Here is a 20,168-nt window from a genome sequence, read left to right as displayed (position 1 = left end):
CTTGTGCGACCTCGGTAAAAAATTTTTACTGTGTTGCAAAGTTCTTGTCCTGTCAGTGAAATTTCACGTACCCTGCAAAGGCCCGCAGAAGGGCCCCGAAGACAACGCCACCGCGAAGGATCCGCAGCCTGCTACATCGGAAAGCTGAATGAACATTGAAAAGATTACGCCCGCCCGCGCGACAAAGTTGACGCAAGACCCCCATCGCGGCCCCAAGGAAGACCGCGAAAACGTTCTGGAAATCGCCATTGGCCGCGAATTGCGTGCGCATCGCCGCAAGCAGGAGATCACGGTCGCCGAATTGTCGGCCCGGACCGGTCTCAGCATCGGCATGTTGTCCAAGATCGAGAACGGCAACACATCGCCGTCACTGACCACGCTTCAGACATTGGCGAACGCGTTGCGGGTGCCGATCACCGGATTCTTCCGCCGCTTCGAAGAGACGCGCGAATGCGTGCATACCAAATCCGGCGAAGGGGTCGAACTGGAGCGCGACGGCACGCGCGCGGGGCATCAATACAACCTCCTGGGGCATATCGGATCGAATGGGTCGGGCGTCATCGTCGAACCATACCTGATCACGCTGACCGATACGTCGGACACTTTTCCCACGTTCCAGCATGGCGGGATCGAGACGATATATATGCTGGAGGGCGCTGTGGACTATAGGCACGGCGATGCCGTCGTGCCCCTGCGGCCCGGCGATACACTGTTTTTTGACGCCGATGCCGCGCACGGGCCGGAGCGGCTGGTGACCCTGCCCTGCCGCTACCTGTCGATCATCAGCTACCCGCAAAACACCTGAGTTCGAAACACCGGAGTTCAAAACGAGCTGGACGAAACACAAAGGAGCGGACCTTTCGGCCCGCTCCTGCGTCGTGGTGACAATGTCGCCGGTCAGATGTCCAGCGTGTTGTCGCGCTCCCACTGGGTGAAATGGGTCATGTAGTTTTCCCACTCGCGGTGCTTCAGCTTGAGGAAAGACTTCGAGAACTCTTCGCCCATCGTCTCGGTCAGCTGGGTGTCCGCCTCATAGCTGCGCAGCCCGTCCAGCATGTTCTGCGGCAGTTTCGCAGGCTCGACCACCTTGTCGGCATCGACGACCCTGTCCATGTCGTGGGTGTCGCCGGGATCGATCTTGTTGCGGACACCGTCAAGACCTGCGGCCATGATCACGGCAGGCATCAGATAGGGGTTCGTCGCGCCATCGGGCAGACGCAGCTCCATACGGCCGCCGCCGGGGACACGCACCAGATGGACGCGGTTGTCGCCCGCCCAGGTGATATCCTTGGGTGCCCATGTCGCCCCGGACGCTGTGCTGGGGGCGCCGATTCGCTTGTAGCTGTTGACTGTCGGGCAGCAGATGACGGTCATGCCAGTGCCGTGCTTGAGCATACCGCCCAGGAAATGCGCGGCGGTTTCCGACAGGCCGTGACGCCCGGCAGGTGTATCGCCTGACCCGGCAAAGAGGTTCGTCTTGGCGTCCTTGCCGGTGCCGTCCCACGCAGAAATATGCGCGTGCAGGCCATTGCCCGTCAGCGTCGGCAGCGGCTTGGGCATGAAGCTGGCGCGCATGCCATGCTTTTCCGCGACGTATTTGATCATGAACTTGAAGAAGCTCAGCTGATCGGCCATCCGCAGAACATCGTCAAAGTCCCAGTTCATTTCCCACTGGCCGTTGGCGTCCTCGTGGTCGGCCTGATAGCAGCCCCAGCCCATCTCCAGCATGTAGTCGCTGACTTCGCTGATGATGTGGTAGTTACGCATCATCGATTGCTGGTCATAGCAAGGCTTCGTGCGGCTATCCAAAACGTCGGAGACCGACGTGCCATCGGCGTTCAGCAGAGAGAACTCCGGCTCAACGCCAATCTTGAAGTGCAGGCCCAGTTCGGCCGCGTCGGCGATCTGCTTGCGCAGGACGTTGCGCGGCGCCTGTGCGGAATATTCATTCTTCATGACCGGGTTACCGGGAACCCATGCCAGATCCTTCTGCCACGGAATCTGAACGACGGCATCGGCGTCGGGCATCACCAGCATGTCGGGATGGGACGGCATGTAATCCATGCCACCTGCAAAGCCGGCGAACCCTGCACCGCCCTTTTGCATTCTGCCGATTGCGCGGATCGGGACCAGCTTGGTGCGCTGCATGCCCAGAATATCCGTGAAGTTAACCATGAATTGCTTGATGCCGCGTTCTTTGCCCCAGCTTTCAAGGTTGATCTGCGAGTCTTGAACAAGTTGATCTGTTGTCATGTTCGGGTATCCCTGTTGATTATCTTTTGGATATCTATGGCAAAAAGGGCGCGCCACATTGTGCGCGCCCCCCTTGGCCGGTTCCAATCAGTAGCTGGTGCCCGGCTTGCCGGGGTACCAGTTGGTTCCCGCCAGCGGGATTTTCGTCATTGCGGCGGCTTCCATCGTCAGCGCCACAAGATCCTCGGGCTCGAGGTTGTGCAGGTGGTTGTGCCCGCACGCCCGCGCAATCGTCTGCGCCTCCAGCGTCATCACCTTGAGGAAGTTGTTCAGGTGACGGCCGCCCGCGATCGGGTCGAACCGCTTCATCAGCTCGGCGTCCTGCGTGGTGATACCCGCAGGGTCCTTGCCCTCGTGCCAGTCGTCATAGGCGCCCGCAGTGGTGCCGAGCGCGTTATACTCGTCCTCCCAGCGGGGGTCGTTGTCACCCAGCGCGATCATGGCAGCCGTGCCGATGGCAACCGCATCGGCGCCCATGGCAAGTGCCTTGGCCACGTCCGCGCCGCCACGGATACCGCCCGAGACGATCAGCTGCACTTCGCGGTGCAGATCCATGTCCTGAAGCGCGCGAACGGCCTCGCCGATGCAGGAGATGATCGGCAGACCGACATGTTCGATGAACACGTCCTGCGTGGCGGCGGTGCCACCCTGCATGCCGTCCAGAACGACAACGTCCGCACCGGCCTTGATCGCCAGCATGGTATCGAAATAGGGCCGTGTGCCACCGATCTTGACGTAGATCGGCTTTTCCCACGCGGTGATTTCGCGCAGTTCCATGATCTTGATTTCCAGATCATCGGGGCCGGTCCAGTCGGGGTGGCGGCAGGCGCTACGCTGGTCGATGCCCTTGGGCAGGTTGCGCATCTGTGCGACGCGGTCGCTGATCTTCTGGCCCAGCAGCATACCGCCGCCGCCCGGCTTGGCGCCTTGGCCAACCACGACTTCGATGGCGTCGCAACGGCGCAGGTCATCGGGGTTCATGCCGTAGCGCGAAGGCAGGACCTGATAGACCAGCTTGCTGGAATGGCCGCGCTCTTCCTCGGTCATGCCGCCGTCACCGGTGGTCGTCGAGGTGCCGGCCATGGATGCGCCACGGCCCAGTGCCTCTTTGGCGGGGCCAGACAGCGCGCCAAAGGACATGCCTGCGATCGTCACCGGGATGTCCAGCTCGATCGGCTTCTTGGCGTAACGGGTGCCCAGCACGACCTTGGTGTCGCACTTCTCACGGTAGCCTTCCAGCGCGTAGCGCGAGATGGACGCGCCGAGAAACAGCAGATCGTCGAAATGCGGCAGCTTGCGCTTGGAGCCACCGCCCCGGATGTCATAGATGCCGGTCGCTGCGGCACGGCGGATTTCCGCATTCGTCGGGTTCGAGAAAGTGGCCGACTGGATCGGAACGGTGCGCGGAACGCTATGTGTATCGTCTTTCATGTCAGCCCCTTAATATGCGTTGTCGATGTCGAAGTTATACAGCTTGCGGGCCGACCCGTAGCGCTTGAACTCTTCGGGCTTGGCGTCGCATTCGCCGCGCTCCAGCAGATCCTTGAGGATCTCAAGATGCTCGGGGCGCATTTCCTTTTCGATGCAGTCGGCGCCCAGCGATTTGACCGAACCGCGCACGAACAGGCGCGCCTCGTAAATGCTGTCGCCCAGCGCATCGCCTGCGTCGCCGCACACAACCATGTTGCCCGACTGCGCCATGAAGGCACTCATGTGGCCGACATTGCCGTGCACGATGATGTCGACGCCCTTCATCGAGATACCGCAGCGCGAGCTGGCGTTACCTTTGATGATCAGCGTGCCGCCATTGGCGGTCGCGCCGGCGTACTGGCTGGCGTCCCCATCAATGATGACCGTGCCGCTCATCATGTTCTCGGCAACGCCGGGACCGGCCGAGCCGTGGATGCGCACGGTCGCCTGCTTGTTCATGCCGGCGCAGTAATAGCCGGTGGACCCCTTGACGGTCACCTCGATGGGGGCGTCCAGACCGACGGCGATGGCGTGGCTGCCCTTGGCGTTCACGACTTCCCAGGCGGTCTGGTTCGTCTCTTTGGACTGTGCCTGAAGCGCAGCGTTGAGATTGCGCAGGCCCTGCGCTTCTAGATCAAACGTTTGCATTATGCAGCCTTCTCTGTAGCGGTCGGAGCTGCTTTGTGGCTCCAGAAATAGACGGTTGCCGGCTCGGGCTCCCAGACGCGGGCGTGATCGATGCCCGGAAGGTTCACGAACGCACGGTATTCGCTGGCGAACGCGACATACTGATCGGTTTCGGCCATGACGGCGGGCTTGCACGCGATGGGGTCACGCACGACGCCAAAGCCATCCTTGGTGCCGACGACGAAGTTGAAGAACCCGTCCAGATCGTCAATGCTCGAGGCCAGCGCCTCACCCAAGGTGGAGCCGTTCTGCATCTTCCACGAGACGTAGGCGGCGCCAACTTCAGTGTCGTTTTCGGTCTCGATATGCATGCCTGCCTTGCGCAGCTTGCGGCGCAGGCTGGCATGGTTCGACAGCGATCCGTTATGCACCAGGCACTGATCGCGACCGGTGTTGAAAGGGTGCGCGCCCATCGTGGTCACCGCCGATTCGGTCGCCATGCGGGTGTGCCCGATGCCATGGCTGCCTGACATCGACGAGACGTCAAAGCGTGCCGCGACGTTTTTCGGCAGGCCGACTTCCTTGTAGATTTCCAGCGTTTCGCCGGTGCTCATGATGCGCACGTCGGGGCGAAGCTCTGCCAGAACGGTGCGCCCTGCAGCAGCCCATGCTGTGTCGATTTCGATCACGGCATGCGTGTCGTTGACGCGGATGGTGACATCACCGCCCAGCGCCTTTTGCAGATCCTTGTCGAGGCCTGCAAAATCGCGGTCGGGATGATCCGACTGCACGGTCAGCTTGACCTTGCCTTTGTGTTCGGTGCCATAGATGGCGATGCCCGCGCTATCGGGGCCACGATCCGTCATCGTGATCAACATGTCCGTCAGCATACGGCCTAGATTAGGCTCAAGCGACGTGTCCTTCAGAAAAAGTCCTACGATCCCGCACATCTGTTGTGATCCTTCTGTGATATCGATTCTAACGCTAGCAGCAAAGCTATATTCACTCAACTATCAAGAAACAAATTTTCATCTAAGGCAAGACTTGTTTTTCCAAGCCTGCGCTGTATAAGCCGCCCCATTCTGGGGCGGCTTCGGTCTTTTTCAAGCGTTATGAGCAGGATGTAGGCTCACAGGTGGAACACTTGATTCGCAATGATCACCACGGTCACACCAGCAACCAGCGTGATATAAGGTAACATTCCCGCCTTGCGCACCGACAGGTCGGTGTTGCCGCCGACCGACAGGTCATCCAGCATCTTGGACGGAAACTGGCCCTTGTCAGTGACATAGTGGCGATACCAGAACACCGGCAGAATCAGCGCAATCGCAATGATGGCCGAGCGCAGCGTGCCCTCGCCCCACACATTTGCACCCGCGCCCAGCAGCATGGCGTTAACGAAGGCCAGCGATCCACCAATCCACAGCATGATGGTGGGCGCCTTCCACGGACGGTTGGCATTTGCGTTATCGATTCGGTGAATCCAGCCCGAATGAAGGTTCAGGAAGTTGAACACCAGGTAGCAGCAGTTCGATACCGCCAGAACGAACAGATAGTCTGACATCAACAGCAGGATCAGGTTGAACCCCAGATCCGACCACATGCCCGCCACCGGCGCGCCATGTTCGTTCGTGCGCGACAGGAACTTGGGCAGCCAGCCATCGACCGACCCTTGGTACAAGGTACGTGAAGAGCCCGCCATCGACGTCATGATCGCCAGCACCAGAGCAAGGAACAGCATCACGACCATGATCTTGGCGATGATACTGCCGCCGCCGACCATGCCCGCCATGACACCCGCGACAGCCGATCCGTCGACGATGCCCGGCTGAAGCATGCCCTCGACACCCAGAACCCCCTGAAAGCTGAGAGGAACCAGCGTATAGACCACGACGCAGACAACGCCGGCGGCGATGATGGCGCGCACGGTGTCACGCTGCGGGTCGCGGAATTCGGACGTGTAGCAGATCGCCGTCTCGAACGCGTAGGCAGACCATGCGGCGATGAACAGACCGCCAAGGAACAGTGTCGTGCCTTCGATGTTCCACGTTCCATCGATCACGTTGCCCGCATCATCGTAGGCCACCGGCACCAGAGGCAGCAGATTCTCCGACAGCACGTCCCCGGTCAGCAGCGGCACAAGGCCGACGACAAGCAGCGGGATCAGCACGGCAAGGCCGATGATCGACTGCAATTTGGCGGCAGCCGAGATGCCCTTGTGCTGGGCGATGAACACGCACAGCAGGATGGCCGAACCGACAATCGACGTCGCATTGATACGCAGCGTCAGGCCCGCATTCAGGAAATCCAGCGGCAGCAGGGTGATTTCCCAGCTGTTGATCGCCGAATCAGCACCAAAGAGCGACGTCAGAACATACCCGGCGGCCAATCCGCCGCCGATCGCCAGAACCGGCGTCCAGGCCAGCCAGTTACACCAGACCGACAGCGGCGCGATGATCTTGGAATAGCGCACCCAGGCTGCGGCGCCATAGATCGACGCGCCGCCGGATTTGTTCGGAAAAAGGCCCGCGATTTCCGCATAAACGAACGCCTGAAGAAAGCCGAACGTCACTGACAGCATCCAGATCACCCATGACGGGTTGCCGATTGTCGCCGCGATTCCACCGATCGAAAACAGCACCAGCGCGGGTACGCCCGATGCCATCCAGAATGCATCCTTCCAGCCGATAGACCTTTGTAGACTGGCCCCGCCACCACCACTTGATGTCGCCATGCGTAAATCTCCCTTGTTGGTTTTCCTGCTTCGTCAGGCATTTTTTGCCCAGCAGGAATAATTTATTATTGGTGCGGCATTGGGCCGCGTTTTCGACCACTTGTCAATTGCGCAAAGGCTGCCCATCTTGGATGTGAATAATTGCATCGTCAAAATTCGAAGCTGATGCACGCTATGGCTGTATGGTCGGCGGATCTCTGCGCGCCTATCCTGTGAGGAAAAATTATTGCATGGCGTTCTTGCTTTTTAAAATTGCCTGATGCTCAATACCCCGATGAATTCTGACAAAGAGAACAGGGGGCCACATCATGGCGATTATCTGGAGACACTCCGCGCTGGCACACCGCCATGCCGAAATCGGCGGCGAGCTGGAGGATTGGAATGGCATGGGAACCGCCTGGTTCTATGACCACAGCGAAGAACGCGCACAGGCCGATTACGAGGCGGTACGCACCAAGGCCGGCCTGATGGACGTGTCCGGCCTGAAGAAGGTTCACCTGACAGGCCCGGATGCGGCGCATGTCATCGACCGCACCACCACCCGCAACGTAGAAAAGCTGATGCCGGGCCGCGCGGTCTATGCCGCGATGCTGAACGAGGCGGGCATGTTCATCGACGATTGCGTGATTTATCGTCTGTCCGTCAACACTTGGCTGGTCGTTCACGGCACCGGCGCCGGTATGGAATCGATGACCACCGTTGCTGCTGGCAAGAACGTCACGATCACCTTCGACGACGATTTGCACGACATCTCGCTGCAAGGCCCCGTCGCGGTCGATTTCCTGGCCGATCATGTGCCCGGCATCCGTGATCTGGCCTATTTCGGCATCCTGCAGACCAAGCTGTTCGGCTGCCCGGTGATGATCTCGCGCACCGGCTACACCGGCGAGCGCGGCTATGAGATTTTCTGCCAGAAAAAGCATGTCGTGCAGCTGTGGGATCAGATCCTGGACGGCGGCAAGGACATGGGCATCCGCCCGGTGCAGTTCAGCACGCTGGACCGTCTGCGCACCGAATCATATCTGCTGTTCTTCCCCGGCGACAACTCGGAGACCTACCCGCACGAGAACGGCGATCCGGCGGGCGACACCCTGTGGGAGCTGGGCCTCGAATTCGTCGTCTCGCCCGGCAAGATCGGCTTTATCGGCGCGGAAAACCACTATGCGCTGGAGGGCCGCGAGCGGTTCAAGATCTACGGTGTCCAGCTGGAGGGTGACACACCCGCCGATGAGGGCGCAGATCTGCTACAGGACGGCGAAAAGGTTGGCACTGTGACCTATGGCATGGTGTCGAAGGTCAACAACCACAACGTCGGCATCGCCCGCATGCCCGTCGACGCGGCCAAGCCGGGAACCAAGCTGACCGTGCGCAACGCGGATGGCACCGAAATCCCGGCGGTCGCCGCGGAAATGCCATTCTACGACAAAGACAAGAAGATCCGCACAGCCAAGGGCTGATGCGTTATAAAAGCATGCGGCGGGCTGGTTCCGCCGCATGCCAACCATAAAATCGACCCACGACATCCCAACAGGAGACGAAGGCGCACATGTCGAAGTTTGAATTCCCCCCCTCGATCACCAGCCGCCCGGTCTGGGGCCGGCTCGAGGCGCGCGCGGGCAAGCATCACCTGATGATCGCCGAGGCCGAAGGTGCCGAATCGATCATCGACATCGCCACGCCCGAATTAATGGCGAAAAGCCACATCATCTATATCCCCAAAGGCACCGATTTCGAAGGCCAGCTGAGGGATCTGAACCCGGCGATCCTGCATGTCGGGCCCAGCTACTCTGCATCGCTTCAGCGGATTCGCCGTGTCCTGCTGGATGCCCATATGGGCCTTCAGGTTTACCTGACCGGCACCGAAAGCATGATGGGCCAGGCCATGAACGAGGCGGTGAATGCGGGTATCCCGCATACCGCCATCCAGACCGAACATCGCGGATCGACAGCGCGGCGGATGCAATGTGTGCACTGCAAGGGCATCACCGAGGATGTCGAGGTTGACCCCTATGTCTGTGCCCATTGCGGCCTGCACCTGTTCGTGCGCGATCACTATTCGCGCCGCCACGCCGCCTATCAGGGCGTCTGCGTCGACGCCGAGGATCCGGGTAACATCCCCGAACAGAAGAGGATTTACGAATGAGCGGAGCCACCAAGATAAAGGTGCGTGTCACCGACATCGTCCCCCTGAACGATCTGGTCACGCGGTTCCAGTTCGAGCCGGTCGATGGCAGCCTCCTGCCCACATTCTCGGGCGGCGCACATACCGTCGTCGAAATGAAGGATGGCGACCGCACCCGCCTGAACCCCTATTCGCTGATGTCCGACCCCGCCAATCGGGGTGCCTACACGATTTCGGTGCGCCGCGACGATGAGGGACGCGGCGGATCACTGTTTTTGCACAAGAAGGTCAAAGTCGGGGACGAGATGGTCATCTCGAACCCCGTCAACCTGTTCAGCCTCGATTTGCGCGCGAAGAAACACCTGATGATCGCGGGCGGCATCGGCATCACGCCGTTCATGGCGCAGATCAAGCAACTGGACCGCACCCACGGCAAGTGGGAACTGCACTATGCCGCGCGCAGCGAAGATCTGGCCAGCTACGCGCGCGAATTGACGTCCGAGCATCCCAATGACGTGCATGTCTACTATGACGTCAAGGGCGAGGCCATCGATCTGGAAACCCTTCTGGATGGTCAGCCGCTGGGCACGCATATTTACATCTGCGGCCCCAAGGGCATGATCAACTGGGTGCGCAGCACCGCCGCCGATCTGGGATGGCCCCGAGAGGCCGTGCATTTCGAGGAATTCCTTGCGCCCAAGCCCGGCAAACCGTTCGAGGTGAAGCTCGCCGTGTCCAACAAGGTGATCCAGGTCGGCGAACACGAAAGCCTGCTGGAGGCGATCGAGCGCGCCGGCGTCGATGCGCCCTATCTGTGCCGCGGCGGTGCCTGCGGACAGTGCGAGACGAACGTGCTGGAATGCGATGGCAAGCTTCTGCATCAAGATCACTGGCTGGACCCCGAGGAACACGCCTCGAACGAAAAGATCATGCCGTGCGTCAGCCGATTCGAGGGCAAGACGCTGGTTCTGGACCGCTGACATTCACGCCCCGTCCCAAGGCGGAGGAGCCTTGGGACGCAAGGGCGATAGGGAGAACTGACATGACGATACAATTCAACGACGAGACGTTCCGCGACGATTATTCGTTCCGCAATTCAGCCTGGGCAATCAAACGATTCCCGTTCCCGTTCGACAAGGACGACTACATGTATTCGGTCAACATGGAGCCGCATGAAGGCGGACCCGAGGGGTCGATTTTCAACAACCGGTTCGACGTGGACGAACATTACGTCAGCGAAATGCGCGACCGCGCGCTGGTGCTGGATCAGGACCCGCTGCGCTGCCAGTCGCTGCCCCACATGACCTTGGCGGGCTGGGACCTGCTGGAACTGATCATGGTGGCCAAGTCCGAGGATTACCCGGACCTGTTCGAGCTGCACCGCGACGGCAACAAATGGCGCTGGATCAACAAACCGCTGGGCATCGACGACAGCTTTACCTTCCTGGACGAGGCCACCCTGCCCTACGGCCCGATGGAATACATCACCCGCCAGACGCAGGGCGATTTCGCGATGCTGGATCAGCGCGACGATAATCTGTGGATGGACGCGGGCATGATCACGACGCAGGCTGACTGGAGCCTGGATTTCGACATCGGCATGAATTTCTTTGAATGGCACGCGCCGGTGCCGCTGGCCGCCGAAAAGGGTATCTTCGTGCGCGCGCTGAAGTTCCTGCTGAACATTCAGCAGGGCAGCCCTGCGCGGCGCCTGAACTGGACCATGACGGTCAACCCGCTGCTGGATACCAGCCCCGAAAACTACCACAAATGGGGTGTGCAAAAGACAACTCTGACGCCCGAGAACATCGGATCGAAACAGCATCTGCGCGTCGAATTGCAGACCTTCTTCAGGTTGCCGCGCTCGAACGCGATGGTGTTCCCGATTCGTTGCTATCTGTGCGCGTTTCAGGATCTGATGACCGTGCCGAAATGGGGCCGCCGCCTGCATCGCGTGATCCGCGACCTGCCAGACGAATTGGCCGAATATAAGGGCTTTATCGCGAACAAGCCCATGATGCTGGACTACCTGTCGAAATTCGACGACGGCCTGCCCACGTCGCCCGGCATCTGGCCCGAAATCGAGACCGAGCCGCCGCTGCAAAAGTAAGCAGCCGACATCGAAGGAATAGAAGCGGGCCGATCGGTCCGCTTCTATTCATTTGGGCAGTCATCCAAATTGCGACAGGGCCGCGGGCCGCCTCTTGGGTCTTTACCGCAGGTTTCTCTCCACGTCTTTGTGCCGCGTCAATATTGCCCTCGAAATTGGCGATGCGTGGGCGTGCCACTTTGTGTAAACTGCACGGGACTCTCGCGAAAGGACGCCCATGTCGCTGGCCCAGACCACAGCTGCCTTCACCGCCCAGACGCCGATGAGCGCGACGGTTCAGGCCGTCGTCGACACCATCTTCGGGCGCATCCGCAGCGGCGAGTACGCGGTGGACGAACGCCTGCCATCCGAACGCACGCTGTCCTCCGATCTCGGCGTTGCGCGCAACACGGTGCGCGAGGCGCTGGAGGTGCTGGAGAGTCACGGCCTGATCCGGCGCCGCGCCGGCAGCGGCAGTTTCGTCAATCCGCAGACCAAGGGCGCCCCCGAATCATCGCACAGCGAGATCGCGGCGTCGTCCAGCCCGCTGGACCTTCAGGTGATCCGCGGCATTCTGGAGCCGGACATGGTGCGACTTGCCGTGGTCAACATGCCCCCCCGCGACATCGAGGCATTGGGCGAGATCCTCAGCCGCATGGAAGCGGTCCATACCGATGCAGACGCCTTTGTGCGCATGGAAGAGGCGTTCTATCGCCAGATCGCGGTCGGTACGGCTAACCCCTTGATTGCAGGCTGCTACGACCTGGTGATGGACGCGGGCCGCCAGAGCTTTCGCACCGCGCAACTGCGCCGCCACCTGACGCCGGCGCGGATCGAAGACTATCAAAAACGCTATAACAGCCTGTTCAACGCCATCGCGTCACGCGATACCGATGCGGCAGTGGAATACATAAAGCTTCATTTGATCGAGGAGCAGCGGCAACTCCTTCAAGAGGCCTGAGCACGCGTCCTGATTGTCCAAAAACGTCCCTTGGGATGCCAAAATTCTTGACAGAAGGCCGACCGCTCGATTGAATTGGTCCAAACCAATAGAACCGGGTGATGAAATCGGTTTGAACCAACGGGAGCTATCTATGACAAAACGTATCGCAATTCTGGGTGCCGGCCCCTCGGGCCTTGCGCAAATGCGCGCTTTCCACTCTGCCAAACAGAAGGGCGAGGAAATCCCGGAAATTGTCTGCTTTGAAAAGCAGGACGATTGGGGCGGCCTCTGGAACTACACGTGGCGCACCGGCGTCGATCAATATGGCGAGCCTGTCCATGGCTCGATGTATCGCTACCTGTGGTCGAACGGCCCCAAGGAGGGTCTGGAATTTGCCGACTATTCCTTTGAGGAGCATTTCGGCAAGCAGATCGCCAGCTATCCGCCCCGCGAAGTCCTGTTCGACTATATCAAGGGCCGCGTCGAAAAGACCGACGTGCGCGATCTGATCCGCTTTGAAACGGTCGTGCGGCATGTCAAAAAGGTCGACGGCAAATTTCAGGTCACAGTCTGCGATCTGCCCAAGGACCACGTCTATACCGAGGAATTCGACCACGTCATCTGTGCAACCGGCCACTTCTCCACGCCGAACGTGCCCGAGTTCAAGGGCTTCGACAAATTTCCGGGCCGTATCCTGCATGCCCATGATTTCCGCGATGCGGTGGAGTTCAAGGATCAGGATCTGCTGATCATCGGCACGTCCTACTCGGCCGAGGATATCGGTAGCCAGTGCTGGAAATACGGCTGCAAATCCATCACCGTCAGCCACCGCACCCAGCCGATGGGCTTCAAATGGCCCGACAACTGGCAGGAAGTCCCGCTGCTGACGCATGTCGACGGCAAAACCGCGCATTTCAAGGACGGCACGTCCAAGGACGTGGACGCCATCCTGCTGTGCACCGGCTATCAGCACAACTTCCCCTTCCTGGTGGACGGGCTGTGCCTGGCTACCGCCAACCGTCTGGCGACGGCCGATCTCTACAAGGGTGTCGTGTGGGTGCATGATCCGGACATGTTCTATCTGGGCATGCAGGACCAGTGGTTCACCTTCAACATGTTCGACGCCCAAGCCTGGTGGGTCCGCGACGCGATCATGGGCAAGATCCAGATCCCCAGCAAAGCCGAGATGGAAAAGGACGTGGCCGATCGCATCGCCCTCGAGGACAAGGGCGAGGATGATTACGACGCGATCCGGTATCAAGGCAACTATGTCCAAGAGCTGATCGGCGAAACCGACTATCCCAGCTTCGATGTCGACGGCGCGTGCGATGCGTTCTTTGCGTGGAAAAAGCACAAGAAGGAAAACATCATGACCTTCCGCAACCACAGCTACAAGTCGGTCATCACCGGCACCATGGCACCCGCACACCACACCCCTTGGAAGGATGCCCTGGACGATAGCCTTGAGGCCTATCTGCAAAACTGATCCGGTCTGCTTGACTGAGACGACAAAGCGCGGTGGGAATCCATCGCGCTTTTCTATTCAAAGCCTTTTGCGTTTTTCCTGAATCAGGGAAAGTGGCAAAGGCCCACGCCCCCTCAATGGAGTGGGCGTTTTGCATCGAATCCGCGCTTCAGATCAAATTCAAAGCGCTTTCAGCATCAATTTTCGACTCTTCCACAGAGTGCACGGCTTTGGCTGGTCACGTGGATCACCCTTTCACGGGCGGGCCTCCGGCCCACCCAGTGCCGTGACCCTGTATGCAACTGCCGAAGTGACTGTTTGACCTAAAACAACGACGCCAGAACTCCTTTGACGTATTTGTGAATCAGATGCCAAAGGCAAATACGGGCGCTCACGGTTCCAGGAGCCAACATTTTTTGCAATCTGCGTCGGCAAACGCGACCTTGCGGCTCTGCCCCTGACAGGAGAAGATTGAGATGAATATACTCATCATTTACGCGACGGTTGAGGGGCAAACCTTCAAGATCGCCCGTTTCACCGCCGAGCATGTCAAAGAACTGGGGCATGATGTTGTGCTGGTCAATGCTGACGACCCCACCAAGATCGCTTTCGAGGGGATCGATGCCGTTATTCTCGCCGCGCCAGTCCACCAGCGGCGCCATCCCAAGACGCTTGAGGCGCTTATCGAAGCGTCAAGAAGCGCATTGGAACAGTGCAGAACGCTTCTGATGTCAGTCAGCCTGAGCGCCGCGTTTCCCGAAGGTCTGGAAGACGCCAAGGCTTACGTAAATGAAATGAAAACACGCGAGAGCTTCAGCCCTGATACCGAAATGTTGGTCGCCGGCGCGATTCGCACCGGCGAGTATGACTACTTTGCCACGCAATTCGTACAGCATGTCGTTCTTCGTGACAGGGGCTACGACTTCAGTACCGGAGAGCACGAGTTCACGGATTGGCAAGCGGTCGCATCAGGGGTTTCCGGGTTTCTCGAGACGGTATAGCAAAGAACCTCAGCTATTCGCCAGCCGCTTGCTATCCGCGCCGACAACTTCACCATCGTTGACCAGAACCAGCGCCACCCGGCGCAACGTCGCGCGAATACGCTCGACATGGGCGCCCGAATGACCCAGATCGGCCAGCGCGCGGTCCATCAGGGTCAGCCAATCCTCGGCGTCCTTTTGCAGGATCGGAATATGTTCGTGGATGAGCTTCACGTTCATATGCCCGTGCAGTTCCTTGTAGTATTGACGCCCGCCAAAGAAGCCGCAGAGAAAATTGAACTGCTGCGCCCGCGTCGCTGCCAGACCATGCCCATCCATATGCAGGCGGACGATCTGCGCGCCCTCGGGGCGCGCTTCGACCAGATCATAGAAATGCTCGACAAGCTCTCTGAGCGCGTCTTCACCACCGAGTTTGTCGAGCACTGTCTGTGTCATGAGCGTGGGCGTTCCTTTTTGGGATCATATGCCGCGAAGGGTACGATAGTTGCCGGCAGGCGTTTTTGATGTCCATCAAGTTTGCCGACTTCTACTTCGGTCCCGAATTCGGCATGCGTCACGTCCACCCGGGCCAAGGCGATATTCTTGCCCAAGAGTGGCGAGATCATCGATGATGTCACCTCACCGATCTGCGCGCGTCCGATGTGGATGCAATCGCCGTGCCCAACCTGAACTTTGCTGTCGATTTCCAGTCCGACCATCTTGCGCACCGGATGCTCCTTGCGGCGGATCAGGGCGTCACGGCCGATGAAATCATCCTCTTTGGACTTCAGCGGCACGGTAAAGCCGACGCCTGCCTCGAACGGATCGGTCTGGTCGCTGAAATCGTACCCGGCAAAGATCAGCCCGGCTTCGATGCGCACCATATCCAGCGCCTCCAGCCCCATCGGTTTGATCCCGAATTCCTGACCGGCCTCCCAGATGGCGTTGAAGATTTCGTGGCAATCCTTGGGGTGGCACATCACCTCATAGCCCAGTTCGCCGGTATATCCCGTGCGCGACACGACAAAGGCCGTGCCCGTTTCCCCGTGCAGGCGCGCGGGGGTCGAACGGAACCAGCCCAGTTGATCGAACTCGGGGTTATGCGGGGCGGTCCAGACCAGCTTGCGCAGCAGATCCCGGCTGTTCGGGCCCTGAACGGCGACATTATGCAGCTGATCGGTGGACGAGCGGACCAGCACCTTCAGCTCCAGCTTTTCGGCAATCTCGCGAATCCACTCTCCGCCATAATCGGTGCCGCCGATCCAGCGGAAATTGTCCTGTCCAAGCCGGAAAACGGTGCCATCGTCGATCATCCCGCCATGCTCATAGCACATCGCGGTATAGACCACGCCGCCGATGGCCAGCGTCTTCATGTTGCGGGTGAACACATACTGGCACAGCTTTTCGGCATCAGGGCCGGTGATCTCGAACTTGCGCAGTGGGCTGAGGTCCATAATCGCGACCTTCTTACGGCAGGCCCAGTATTCCTCGATTGGCCCCGTTTCCGCAAAGCAGCTGGCCAGCCAATAGCCGTTATATTCGATGAAGTTGCGCGTCAGCTTGGCGAAATTATCGTGAAATCCGGTTTCTTTGGTCATCTTCGCCTCTGCATTGGGTGTCGCACGGTACGCTATAGACCGCGAGAATTTCTCTTCTCCGCTATAGGTGCGGATGTGAATGTCGGTCGGGTTCCAGCCATTGGCAGCGGTGGTGTCGTCGGGACAGGCCGAGCTGACGCAGACGATATCGGTCAGCGCGCGCAGCAGCACGTAATCGCCAGGCCGCGACCACGGCTCGTCCGTGTAGAGAACGCCGTGATCGTCAATGTTGGTGTTGAAGAAGAAGTTGATCGCCATCCAGCCCGGACGCCCTGTGACGTTGTACGCGCTGAGTGCATTGTTGAAGTTGGTCGAGCAGTTTACGTGACCCGGATAGCCGATGTCGTTGTAATACTTCTCGGAGCAGGCCATCGCAAAGGCGTCGTGACGGCCGCAGGTGTCCTGAATGACCTCGACCAGCGGCAACATTTCTTGGTCATAGTATTTCGCATGCAGGCCGGGCATCGGGTAGGAATGGTGCATCAGGGTGCGCGTGGTCGTCACGTCCAGCGCGTGTTCGATCCCCTTGTCCAGTTTTGAGGCCGAAAAACACTCGAAATCGGTGCATTGGCGGCCATCGACATCCTGAATCTGGATATAATCGCCCGCCTTGACGAAATACGCCTCGGCGGTGGCGCTGTGTACCCGGATGCTTTGCAACGGATCGGCCAGCGGATCGGGCAGCTCGAACTTGGCGAGACGTTTGATCACTGCGCGCGTCACCATCACGGTCAGCGGCGTCAGCGTATCTTGCGCCTCGAGATCCATCGCGCCGCCCGGTGCGGCAACGATCAGCACGCCGTCACGTTCGACGGCAAAGCTTTGTTCGGCCTTGGCAGGCGTGCCGCCGTCCCAGAACCGATGCGCCCGCGCCTTGGACAGATCCAGCCCGCGGGCCTCCAACCCCATGCGCAGACCGCGTAGCGACTGATCGCTGCCCGACAGCAGCCCCTTGAGCCCTGCCGCGTCGCCGTTGGGCGCACCGCCTATCATGCCGGGGTCGATACGCCCCGTCTCATCAGCCGCGATCACCTCGCAAGGCTGGCCGCCCTCCTGATTGGTGATGGTAAAGCGGTCGCCTGCCTCAATGCGAATCAGGATCGCGCCGCCGCCCTCGACGACGTAACGCTCGACGCCGGGAGGCATCGAAAAGACCCTCGGTTCGATGACTTTACTGGGGCGGGGCGGACCGGGCTGGACCCTTGCGTAAATATCGTCGAGCATCTCAAATCCTCGTGCATCGATGCAGGCATTGCATCTGTGGAATAATTATTTAACTCCGAGAATAACTTGAAAAGCAATCCCAAACAGTGTGAGCCTGCACGATTATGAGCGACCATCAAATAAATTTTACCGGCTGTGCCCTTTTCGTGATCTCAACGGCCGGATTCTTCACTGCCCATCTCCGGCATTTCCGGGCCATGTTCGGGTCTCTCTTCCTTCTGGTGGCCTGTCTGATCTATCTGATCCCCGTTTTCCCCGAACCGCAGCAATGATGTCGCTGGCCTTCGGTCTGATCGCGGCGCTGTGCTGGGGGTTTCATGACATCTGCGTGCGCTACGTCTCGCAGCGCGGCGGAATCCTGCCTGCGCTGACCACGGTCCTGATTATCGGCACCGTGATTCTGACGCCCGCCGCTGTCGCGATCAGTGGCTGGGATGCGATGAACATGCGCGCCGCCGCCCTCGCCGTCGCTGCCGGAGTCGTGTTTTTCCTGGCCTATATCGGCCTTTACCACGCGTTCGAAATCGGCCCTGTACGTCTGGTCGCGCCGATCATCGGCGCCTATCCGGTGCTGTCGGTGGGCTGGGCGGCGCTGTCGGGCCAGCCCGTGACATTCGATCAATGGTTGGCGGTCGGCGCCGTCATTGCCGGGGTCGCAATCGTCGGCCTTCTGACCGGCGCCGGCGAGAGCAGCGGAAACAAAAATGCGGCGATCCTGTGGGCCATACTCGGCGGCGCCTCCTTTGCCGCAACCTTTGCATTGGGCCAGGCGGCAGCCCATGCGGGCGCCGAGATGCCGGTGATCTTTGTCTCGCGGCTGACCGCCGCACTGGTGGCTATCGCAGTGATGATTGCCACAACCGGCCTGTGCCTGCCCGCACGCGGCGCGCTGCCGCTACTCGGCCTGATGGGCGTGCTGGACTGTGCCGCACTGGCGATCATCATCGCAGCCGCAGGCATGGCACGGCCCGAATTTGCATCTGTCGCCGCGTCCACCTTTGGCATGATCACCATCATCCTCGCATGGGTCATCCTGCGCGAAAGGATGAGCGGCGGCCAGTGGCTCGGGGTGCTGCTGACCTTCGCCGCCATTGGCTATCTGGCATTGTAGTGAGGCATGCGCCGCAGATTATCCGAAGCGACAGGATGCTCGATATGTTCCAAGTCACGGCGGGACCGCATCAGCCCTGCAGCGCCCAGGCCCTCTGGTCGGGAATGAACAGCCGCACGGTATCGCCCAGGGCAAGCCGCCCCTCGCGTTCGACCCAGGCGGTCACACCGCGCCGCCCCTCGGCGGCGCGCTTGAACGCGCGGCCCTTGCCGGGGCACTCCGCCTCGATCACCTTGGCGGGCAACAGGCAGGGCCGGTTCTGCATATCGACCACCATCGACGCACCATCCGGCCCTTGCAGGCGCGATGAGGGCGGCAGATGGCTGAAATCCGCGATTCCCTCAACCACCATTGACGCACCAATCCATCGCGGGTCCAGCGCCTCCAACCCCATGTCCTGCGCGATCTGCGCCAACTCCTCGGTCGATACGATCGACAATTGCCGCGTATTGGCGATCACCGTACCGCGCGGATAAAGCGCCGCAACCCGGCTACAGGCGGGGCGTGTCTCACCGCCGTGAAATTCGCCGGGCATTCCGGCAAAAGTCAGCGCCGTATCTTGCAGCGAGGCAGAGCGCAAATCAGCCGTGCTGTCTGCAACGCGGCCCAACCACGTTATGCGGGCGGTATGTTCGGTTGAGGTAAGGGCAGGCATATTTGCGCTCCGGGGCTGCGGATGCCCCTTGAGGGGCGATTGCCGCATATCACGGCGTGGACGCATCAAAGTCAAACGTGCGGGCGTGATGCACGCCACACGACCCCGGCATCAGACCGTCAGCGTAAAGAACAGCCGCCGGAAGGGAAACAGGACCGACCCGTCCGGACGGGCGGGATAGGCGGTGTTCATCACCTCCTCATAGCGCGCGATCAGCACTGCGCGCTCGTCCGGCTCCAGCAGGTTCAGAACGGGGCGCGCATAGGTGGCTTCGGTATAGCGGCGGACAGGGTGGCTGTCGGCCTCGGCGCTCAGGCGCTGGTAATATTCGGTCTCCCACATGCGAAACCGGCCCTTGGGCGCCAGCAGCGTGTCGTATTCGACAGGGGTCAGGATACCCGGCCCGCCATGTGTATCGATACGACCGGGGAACAGATCATCCGCCAGCGTCAGCCAGACACGGTGCGAAGGCGCATTGTTCTGATGCGGCAACTGCACCGCCAGCGTGCCCCCCTTGCGCAGCATCCCGGCAAGGCCCGGCATCAGCCGCCTGTGGTCGCCCAGCCAATGAAGTGCGGCATTGGAGTAAATCAGCCCCGGTGCGCGGCGCGGGTGCCAGTCGCGGATATCGGCCTGTTGCAGACTCGCATACCCCTTGGAGGCGTGCGCCTTTTCCAGCATCGCGGGAGAGGCATCTACGCCAATCACGTCGCGCCCCATCGCCCGCTTGGACAGCGCTGCCCCCATCTGACCCGCACCGCAGCCCAGATCGATCACATCGCCCGGGCCGATCTGGTCCACGGCATTCAGCAGGTCCATCGCGGGGCGCAGGCGCAGATCCTGAAACCGCGCGTAGGCGCGCGGATTCCAGTCCGAGTTTCGGGGGCTTTCTGCCAT

General features: G+C 60.2%; 18 protein-coding genes. 9 read left to right on the top strand and 9 right to left on the bottom strand.

Annotated features, from left to right (window positions below):
- Nucleotides 1–148: 148 nt before the first annotated feature.
- Nucleotides 149–805 carry an XRE family transcriptional regulator gene (locus FGD77_RS10695; protein ID WP_255009382.1) on the top strand — a complete coding sequence of 219 codons (657 nt, stop codon included), beginning with the start codon at nt 149–151 and terminating at the stop codon, nt 803–805.
- Between the two features lie 92 nt (nt 806–897).
- Here FGD77_RS10695 and glnT read toward each other — a convergent pair whose 3' ends face one another.
- From glnT to FGD77_RS10670, 5 genes are all read right to left on the bottom strand, one after another.
- Nucleotides 898–2,253 (bottom strand): type III glutamate--ammonia ligase, encoded by a 1,356-nt coding sequence (gene glnT / locus FGD77_RS10690; protein ID WP_255009380.1) that lies wholly within the window; start codon nt 2,251–2,253, stop codon nt 898–900.
- A gap of 87 nt (nt 2,254–2,340) precedes the next feature.
- Nucleotides 2,341–3,684, bottom strand: a complete 1,344-nt coding sequence (locus tag FGD77_RS10685; RefSeq protein WP_255009377.1) for an FMN-binding glutamate synthase family protein — start codon at nt 3,682–3,684, stop codon at nt 2,341–2,343.
- A 9-nt stretch (nt 3,685–3,693) separates the two neighbouring features.
- Nucleotides 3,694–4,371 carry a GXGXG domain-containing protein gene (locus tag FGD77_RS10680; protein WP_255009375.1) on the bottom strand — a complete coding sequence of 226 codons (678 nt, stop codon included), beginning with the start codon at nt 4,369–4,371 and terminating at the stop codon, nt 3,694–3,696.
- Nucleotides 4,371–5,300, bottom strand: a complete 930-nt coding sequence (locus tag FGD77_RS10675; RefSeq protein ID WP_255009372.1) for a glutamine amidotransferase family protein — start codon at nt 5,298–5,300, stop codon at nt 4,371–4,373. Before FGD77_RS10675 ends, FGD77_RS10680 begins: the two co-directional genes overlap by 1 nt.
- Nucleotides 5,301–5,479: 179 nt before the next feature.
- Entirely contained in the window at nt 5,480–7,084 is a 1,605-nt protein-coding gene (locus FGD77_RS10670) for an APC family permease (protein WP_255009369.1), read from the bottom strand.
- Between the two features lie 308 nt (nt 7,085–7,392).
- Here FGD77_RS10670 and FGD77_RS10665 point away from each other — a divergent pair, with 308 nt between their 5' ends.
- The 7 genes from FGD77_RS10665 (at nt 7,393) to FGD77_RS10635 (ending at nt 14,704) form a co-directional block, all read left to right on the top strand.
- Nucleotides 7,393–8,541, top strand: a complete 1,149-nt coding sequence (locus FGD77_RS10665; RefSeq protein WP_255009366.1) for an aminomethyltransferase family protein — start codon at nt 7,393–7,395, stop codon at nt 8,539–8,541.
- An 89-nt stretch (nt 8,542–8,630) separates the two neighbouring features.
- Nucleotides 8,631–9,227, top strand: a complete 597-nt coding sequence (locus tag FGD77_RS10660) for a dimethylamine monooxygenase subunit DmmA family protein (RefSeq protein WP_255009364.1) — start codon at nt 8,631–8,633, stop codon at nt 9,225–9,227.
- Nucleotides 9,224–10,186, top strand: a complete 963-nt coding sequence (locus FGD77_RS10655) for a PDR/VanB family oxidoreductase (protein ID WP_255009361.1) — start codon at nt 9,224–9,226, stop codon at nt 10,184–10,186. The genes FGD77_RS10660 and FGD77_RS10655 overlap by 4 nt, the downstream gene beginning before the upstream one ends.
- Nucleotides 10,187–10,248: 62 nt before the next feature.
- Entirely contained in the window at nt 10,249–11,316 is a 1,068-nt protein-coding gene (locus FGD77_RS10650; RefSeq protein WP_255009359.1) for a DUF3445 domain-containing protein, read from the top strand.
- A 217-nt stretch (nt 11,317–11,533) separates the two neighbouring features.
- Nucleotides 11,534–12,256, top strand: a complete 723-nt coding sequence (locus FGD77_RS10645) for a FadR/GntR family transcriptional regulator (protein WP_255009356.1) — start codon at nt 11,534–11,536, stop codon at nt 12,254–12,256.
- A 133-nt stretch (nt 12,257–12,389) separates the two neighbouring features.
- Nucleotides 12,390–13,724 (top strand): NAD(P)-binding domain-containing protein, encoded by a 1,335-nt coding sequence (locus FGD77_RS10640; protein WP_255009354.1) that lies wholly within the window; start codon nt 12,390–12,392, stop codon nt 13,722–13,724.
- Between the two features lie 455 nt (nt 13,725–14,179).
- The gene (locus FGD77_RS10635) at nt 14,180–14,704 is read left to right on the top strand and encodes a flavodoxin domain-containing protein (RefSeq protein ID WP_255009352.1); all 525 of its coding nucleotides are present in this window, start codon (nt 14,180–14,182) and stop codon (nt 14,702–14,704) included.
- Between the two features lie 9 nt (nt 14,705–14,713).
- Here the strand turns inward: FGD77_RS10635 and FGD77_RS10630 are convergent, their stop codons facing one another.
- The gene (locus FGD77_RS10630; RefSeq protein WP_255009350.1) at nt 14,714–15,139 is read right to left on the bottom strand and encodes a group II truncated hemoglobin; all 426 of its coding nucleotides are present in this window, start codon (nt 15,137–15,139) and stop codon (nt 14,714–14,716) included.
- Nucleotides 15,136–17,505 (bottom strand): DUF1989 domain-containing protein, encoded by a 2,370-nt coding sequence (locus tag FGD77_RS10625; RefSeq protein ID WP_255009348.1) that lies wholly within the window; start codon nt 17,503–17,505, stop codon nt 15,136–15,138. The genes FGD77_RS10630 and FGD77_RS10625 overlap by 4 nt, the downstream gene beginning before the upstream one ends.
- 271 nt (nt 17,506–17,776) lie before the next feature.
- On the opposite strand from FGD77_RS10625, the gene FGD77_RS10620 reads away from it, so the two are divergent.
- Nucleotides 17,777–18,616 (top strand): DMT family transporter, encoded by an 840-nt coding sequence (locus tag FGD77_RS10620; protein ID WP_255009345.1) that lies wholly within the window; start codon nt 17,777–17,779, stop codon nt 18,614–18,616.
- 70 nt (nt 18,617–18,686) lie between these two features.
- Here FGD77_RS10620 and FGD77_RS10615 read toward each other — a convergent pair whose 3' ends face one another.
- Together FGD77_RS10615 and FGD77_RS10610 are read right to left on the bottom strand one after the other, a co-directional pair.
- Nucleotides 18,687–19,271 carry an MOSC domain-containing protein gene (locus tag FGD77_RS10615; protein ID WP_255009342.1) on the bottom strand — a complete coding sequence of 195 codons (585 nt, stop codon included), beginning with the start codon at nt 19,269–19,271 and terminating at the stop codon, nt 18,687–18,689.
- Between the two features lie 111 nt (nt 19,272–19,382).
- Nucleotides 19,383–20,168: a methyltransferase domain-containing protein gene (locus FGD77_RS10610; RefSeq protein WP_255014179.1), complete on the bottom strand. Its 786-nt coding sequence runs from the start codon at nt 20,166–20,168 to the stop codon at nt 19,383–19,385.

This window comes from Roseovarius sp. M141 (assembly GCF_024355225.1).
Classification (GTDB): domain Bacteria; phylum Pseudomonadota; class Alphaproteobacteria; order Rhodobacterales; family Rhodobacteraceae; genus Roseovarius.
Note: the sequence above shows the minus strand (reverse complement) of the source record. Positions and strands in the feature narration are given on the sequence as shown.

Coding starts and splice junctions, on each gene's coding strand:
- FGD77_RS10635 (WP_255009352.1), top strand. CDS start 14,180: ATGAATATACTCATCATTTACGCGACGGTTGAGGGGCAAACCTTCAAG.
- FGD77_RS10660 (WP_255009364.1), top strand. CDS start 8,631: ATGTCGAAGTTTGAATTCCCCCCCTCGATCACCAGCCGCCCGGTCTGG.
- FGD77_RS10645 (WP_255009356.1), top strand. CDS start 11,534: ATGTCGCTGGCCCAGACCACAGCTGCCTTCACCGCCCAGACGCCGATG.
- FGD77_RS10675 (WP_255009372.1), bottom strand. CDS start 5,300: ATGTGCGGGATCGTAGGACTTTTTCTGAAGGACACGTCGCTTGAGCCT.
- FGD77_RS10655 (WP_255009361.1), top strand. CDS start 9,224: ATGAGCGGAGCCACCAAGATAAAGGTGCGTGTCACCGACATCGTCCCC.
- FGD77_RS10665 (WP_255009366.1), top strand. CDS start 7,393: ATGGCGATTATCTGGAGACACTCCGCGCTGGCACACCGCCATGCCGAA.
- FGD77_RS10640 (WP_255009354.1), top strand. CDS start 12,390: ATGACAAAACGTATCGCAATTCTGGGTGCCGGCCCCTCGGGCCTTGCG.
- FGD77_RS10625 (WP_255009348.1), bottom strand. CDS start 17,505: ATGCTCGACGATATTTACGCAAGGGTCCAGCCCGGTCCGCCCCGCCCC.
- FGD77_RS10680 (WP_255009375.1), bottom strand. CDS start 4,371: ATGCAAACGTTTGATCTAGAAGCGCAGGGCCTGCGCAATCTCAACGCT.
- FGD77_RS10630 (WP_255009350.1), bottom strand. CDS start 15,139: ATGACACAGACAGTGCTCGACAAACTCGGTGGTGAAGACGCGCTCAGA.
- FGD77_RS10670 (WP_255009369.1), bottom strand. CDS start 7,084: ATGGCGACATCAAGTGGTGGTGGCGGGGCCAGTCTACAAAGGTCTATC.
- glnT (WP_255009380.1), bottom strand. CDS start 2,253: ATGACAACAGATCAACTTGTTCAAGACTCGCAGATCAACCTTGAAAGC.
- FGD77_RS10650 (WP_255009359.1), top strand. CDS start 10,249: ATGACGATACAATTCAACGACGAGACGTTCCGCGACGATTATTCGTTC.
- FGD77_RS10610 (WP_255014179.1), bottom strand. CDS start 20,168: ATGGCAGAAAGCCCCCGAAACTCGGACTGGAATCCGCGCGCCTACGCG.
- FGD77_RS10685 (WP_255009377.1), bottom strand. CDS start 3,684: ATGAAAGACGATACACATAGCGTTCCGCGCACCGTTCCGATCCAGTCG.
- FGD77_RS10615 (WP_255009342.1), bottom strand. CDS start 19,271: ATGCCTGCCCTTACCTCAACCGAACATACCGCCCGCATAACGTGGTTG.
- FGD77_RS10695 (WP_255009382.1), top strand. CDS start 149: ATGAACATTGAAAAGATTACGCCCGCCCGCGCGACAAAGTTGACGCAA.
- FGD77_RS10620 (WP_255009345.1), top strand. CDS start 17,777: ATGTCGCTGGCCTTCGGTCTGATCGCGGCGCTGTGCTGGGGGTTTCAT.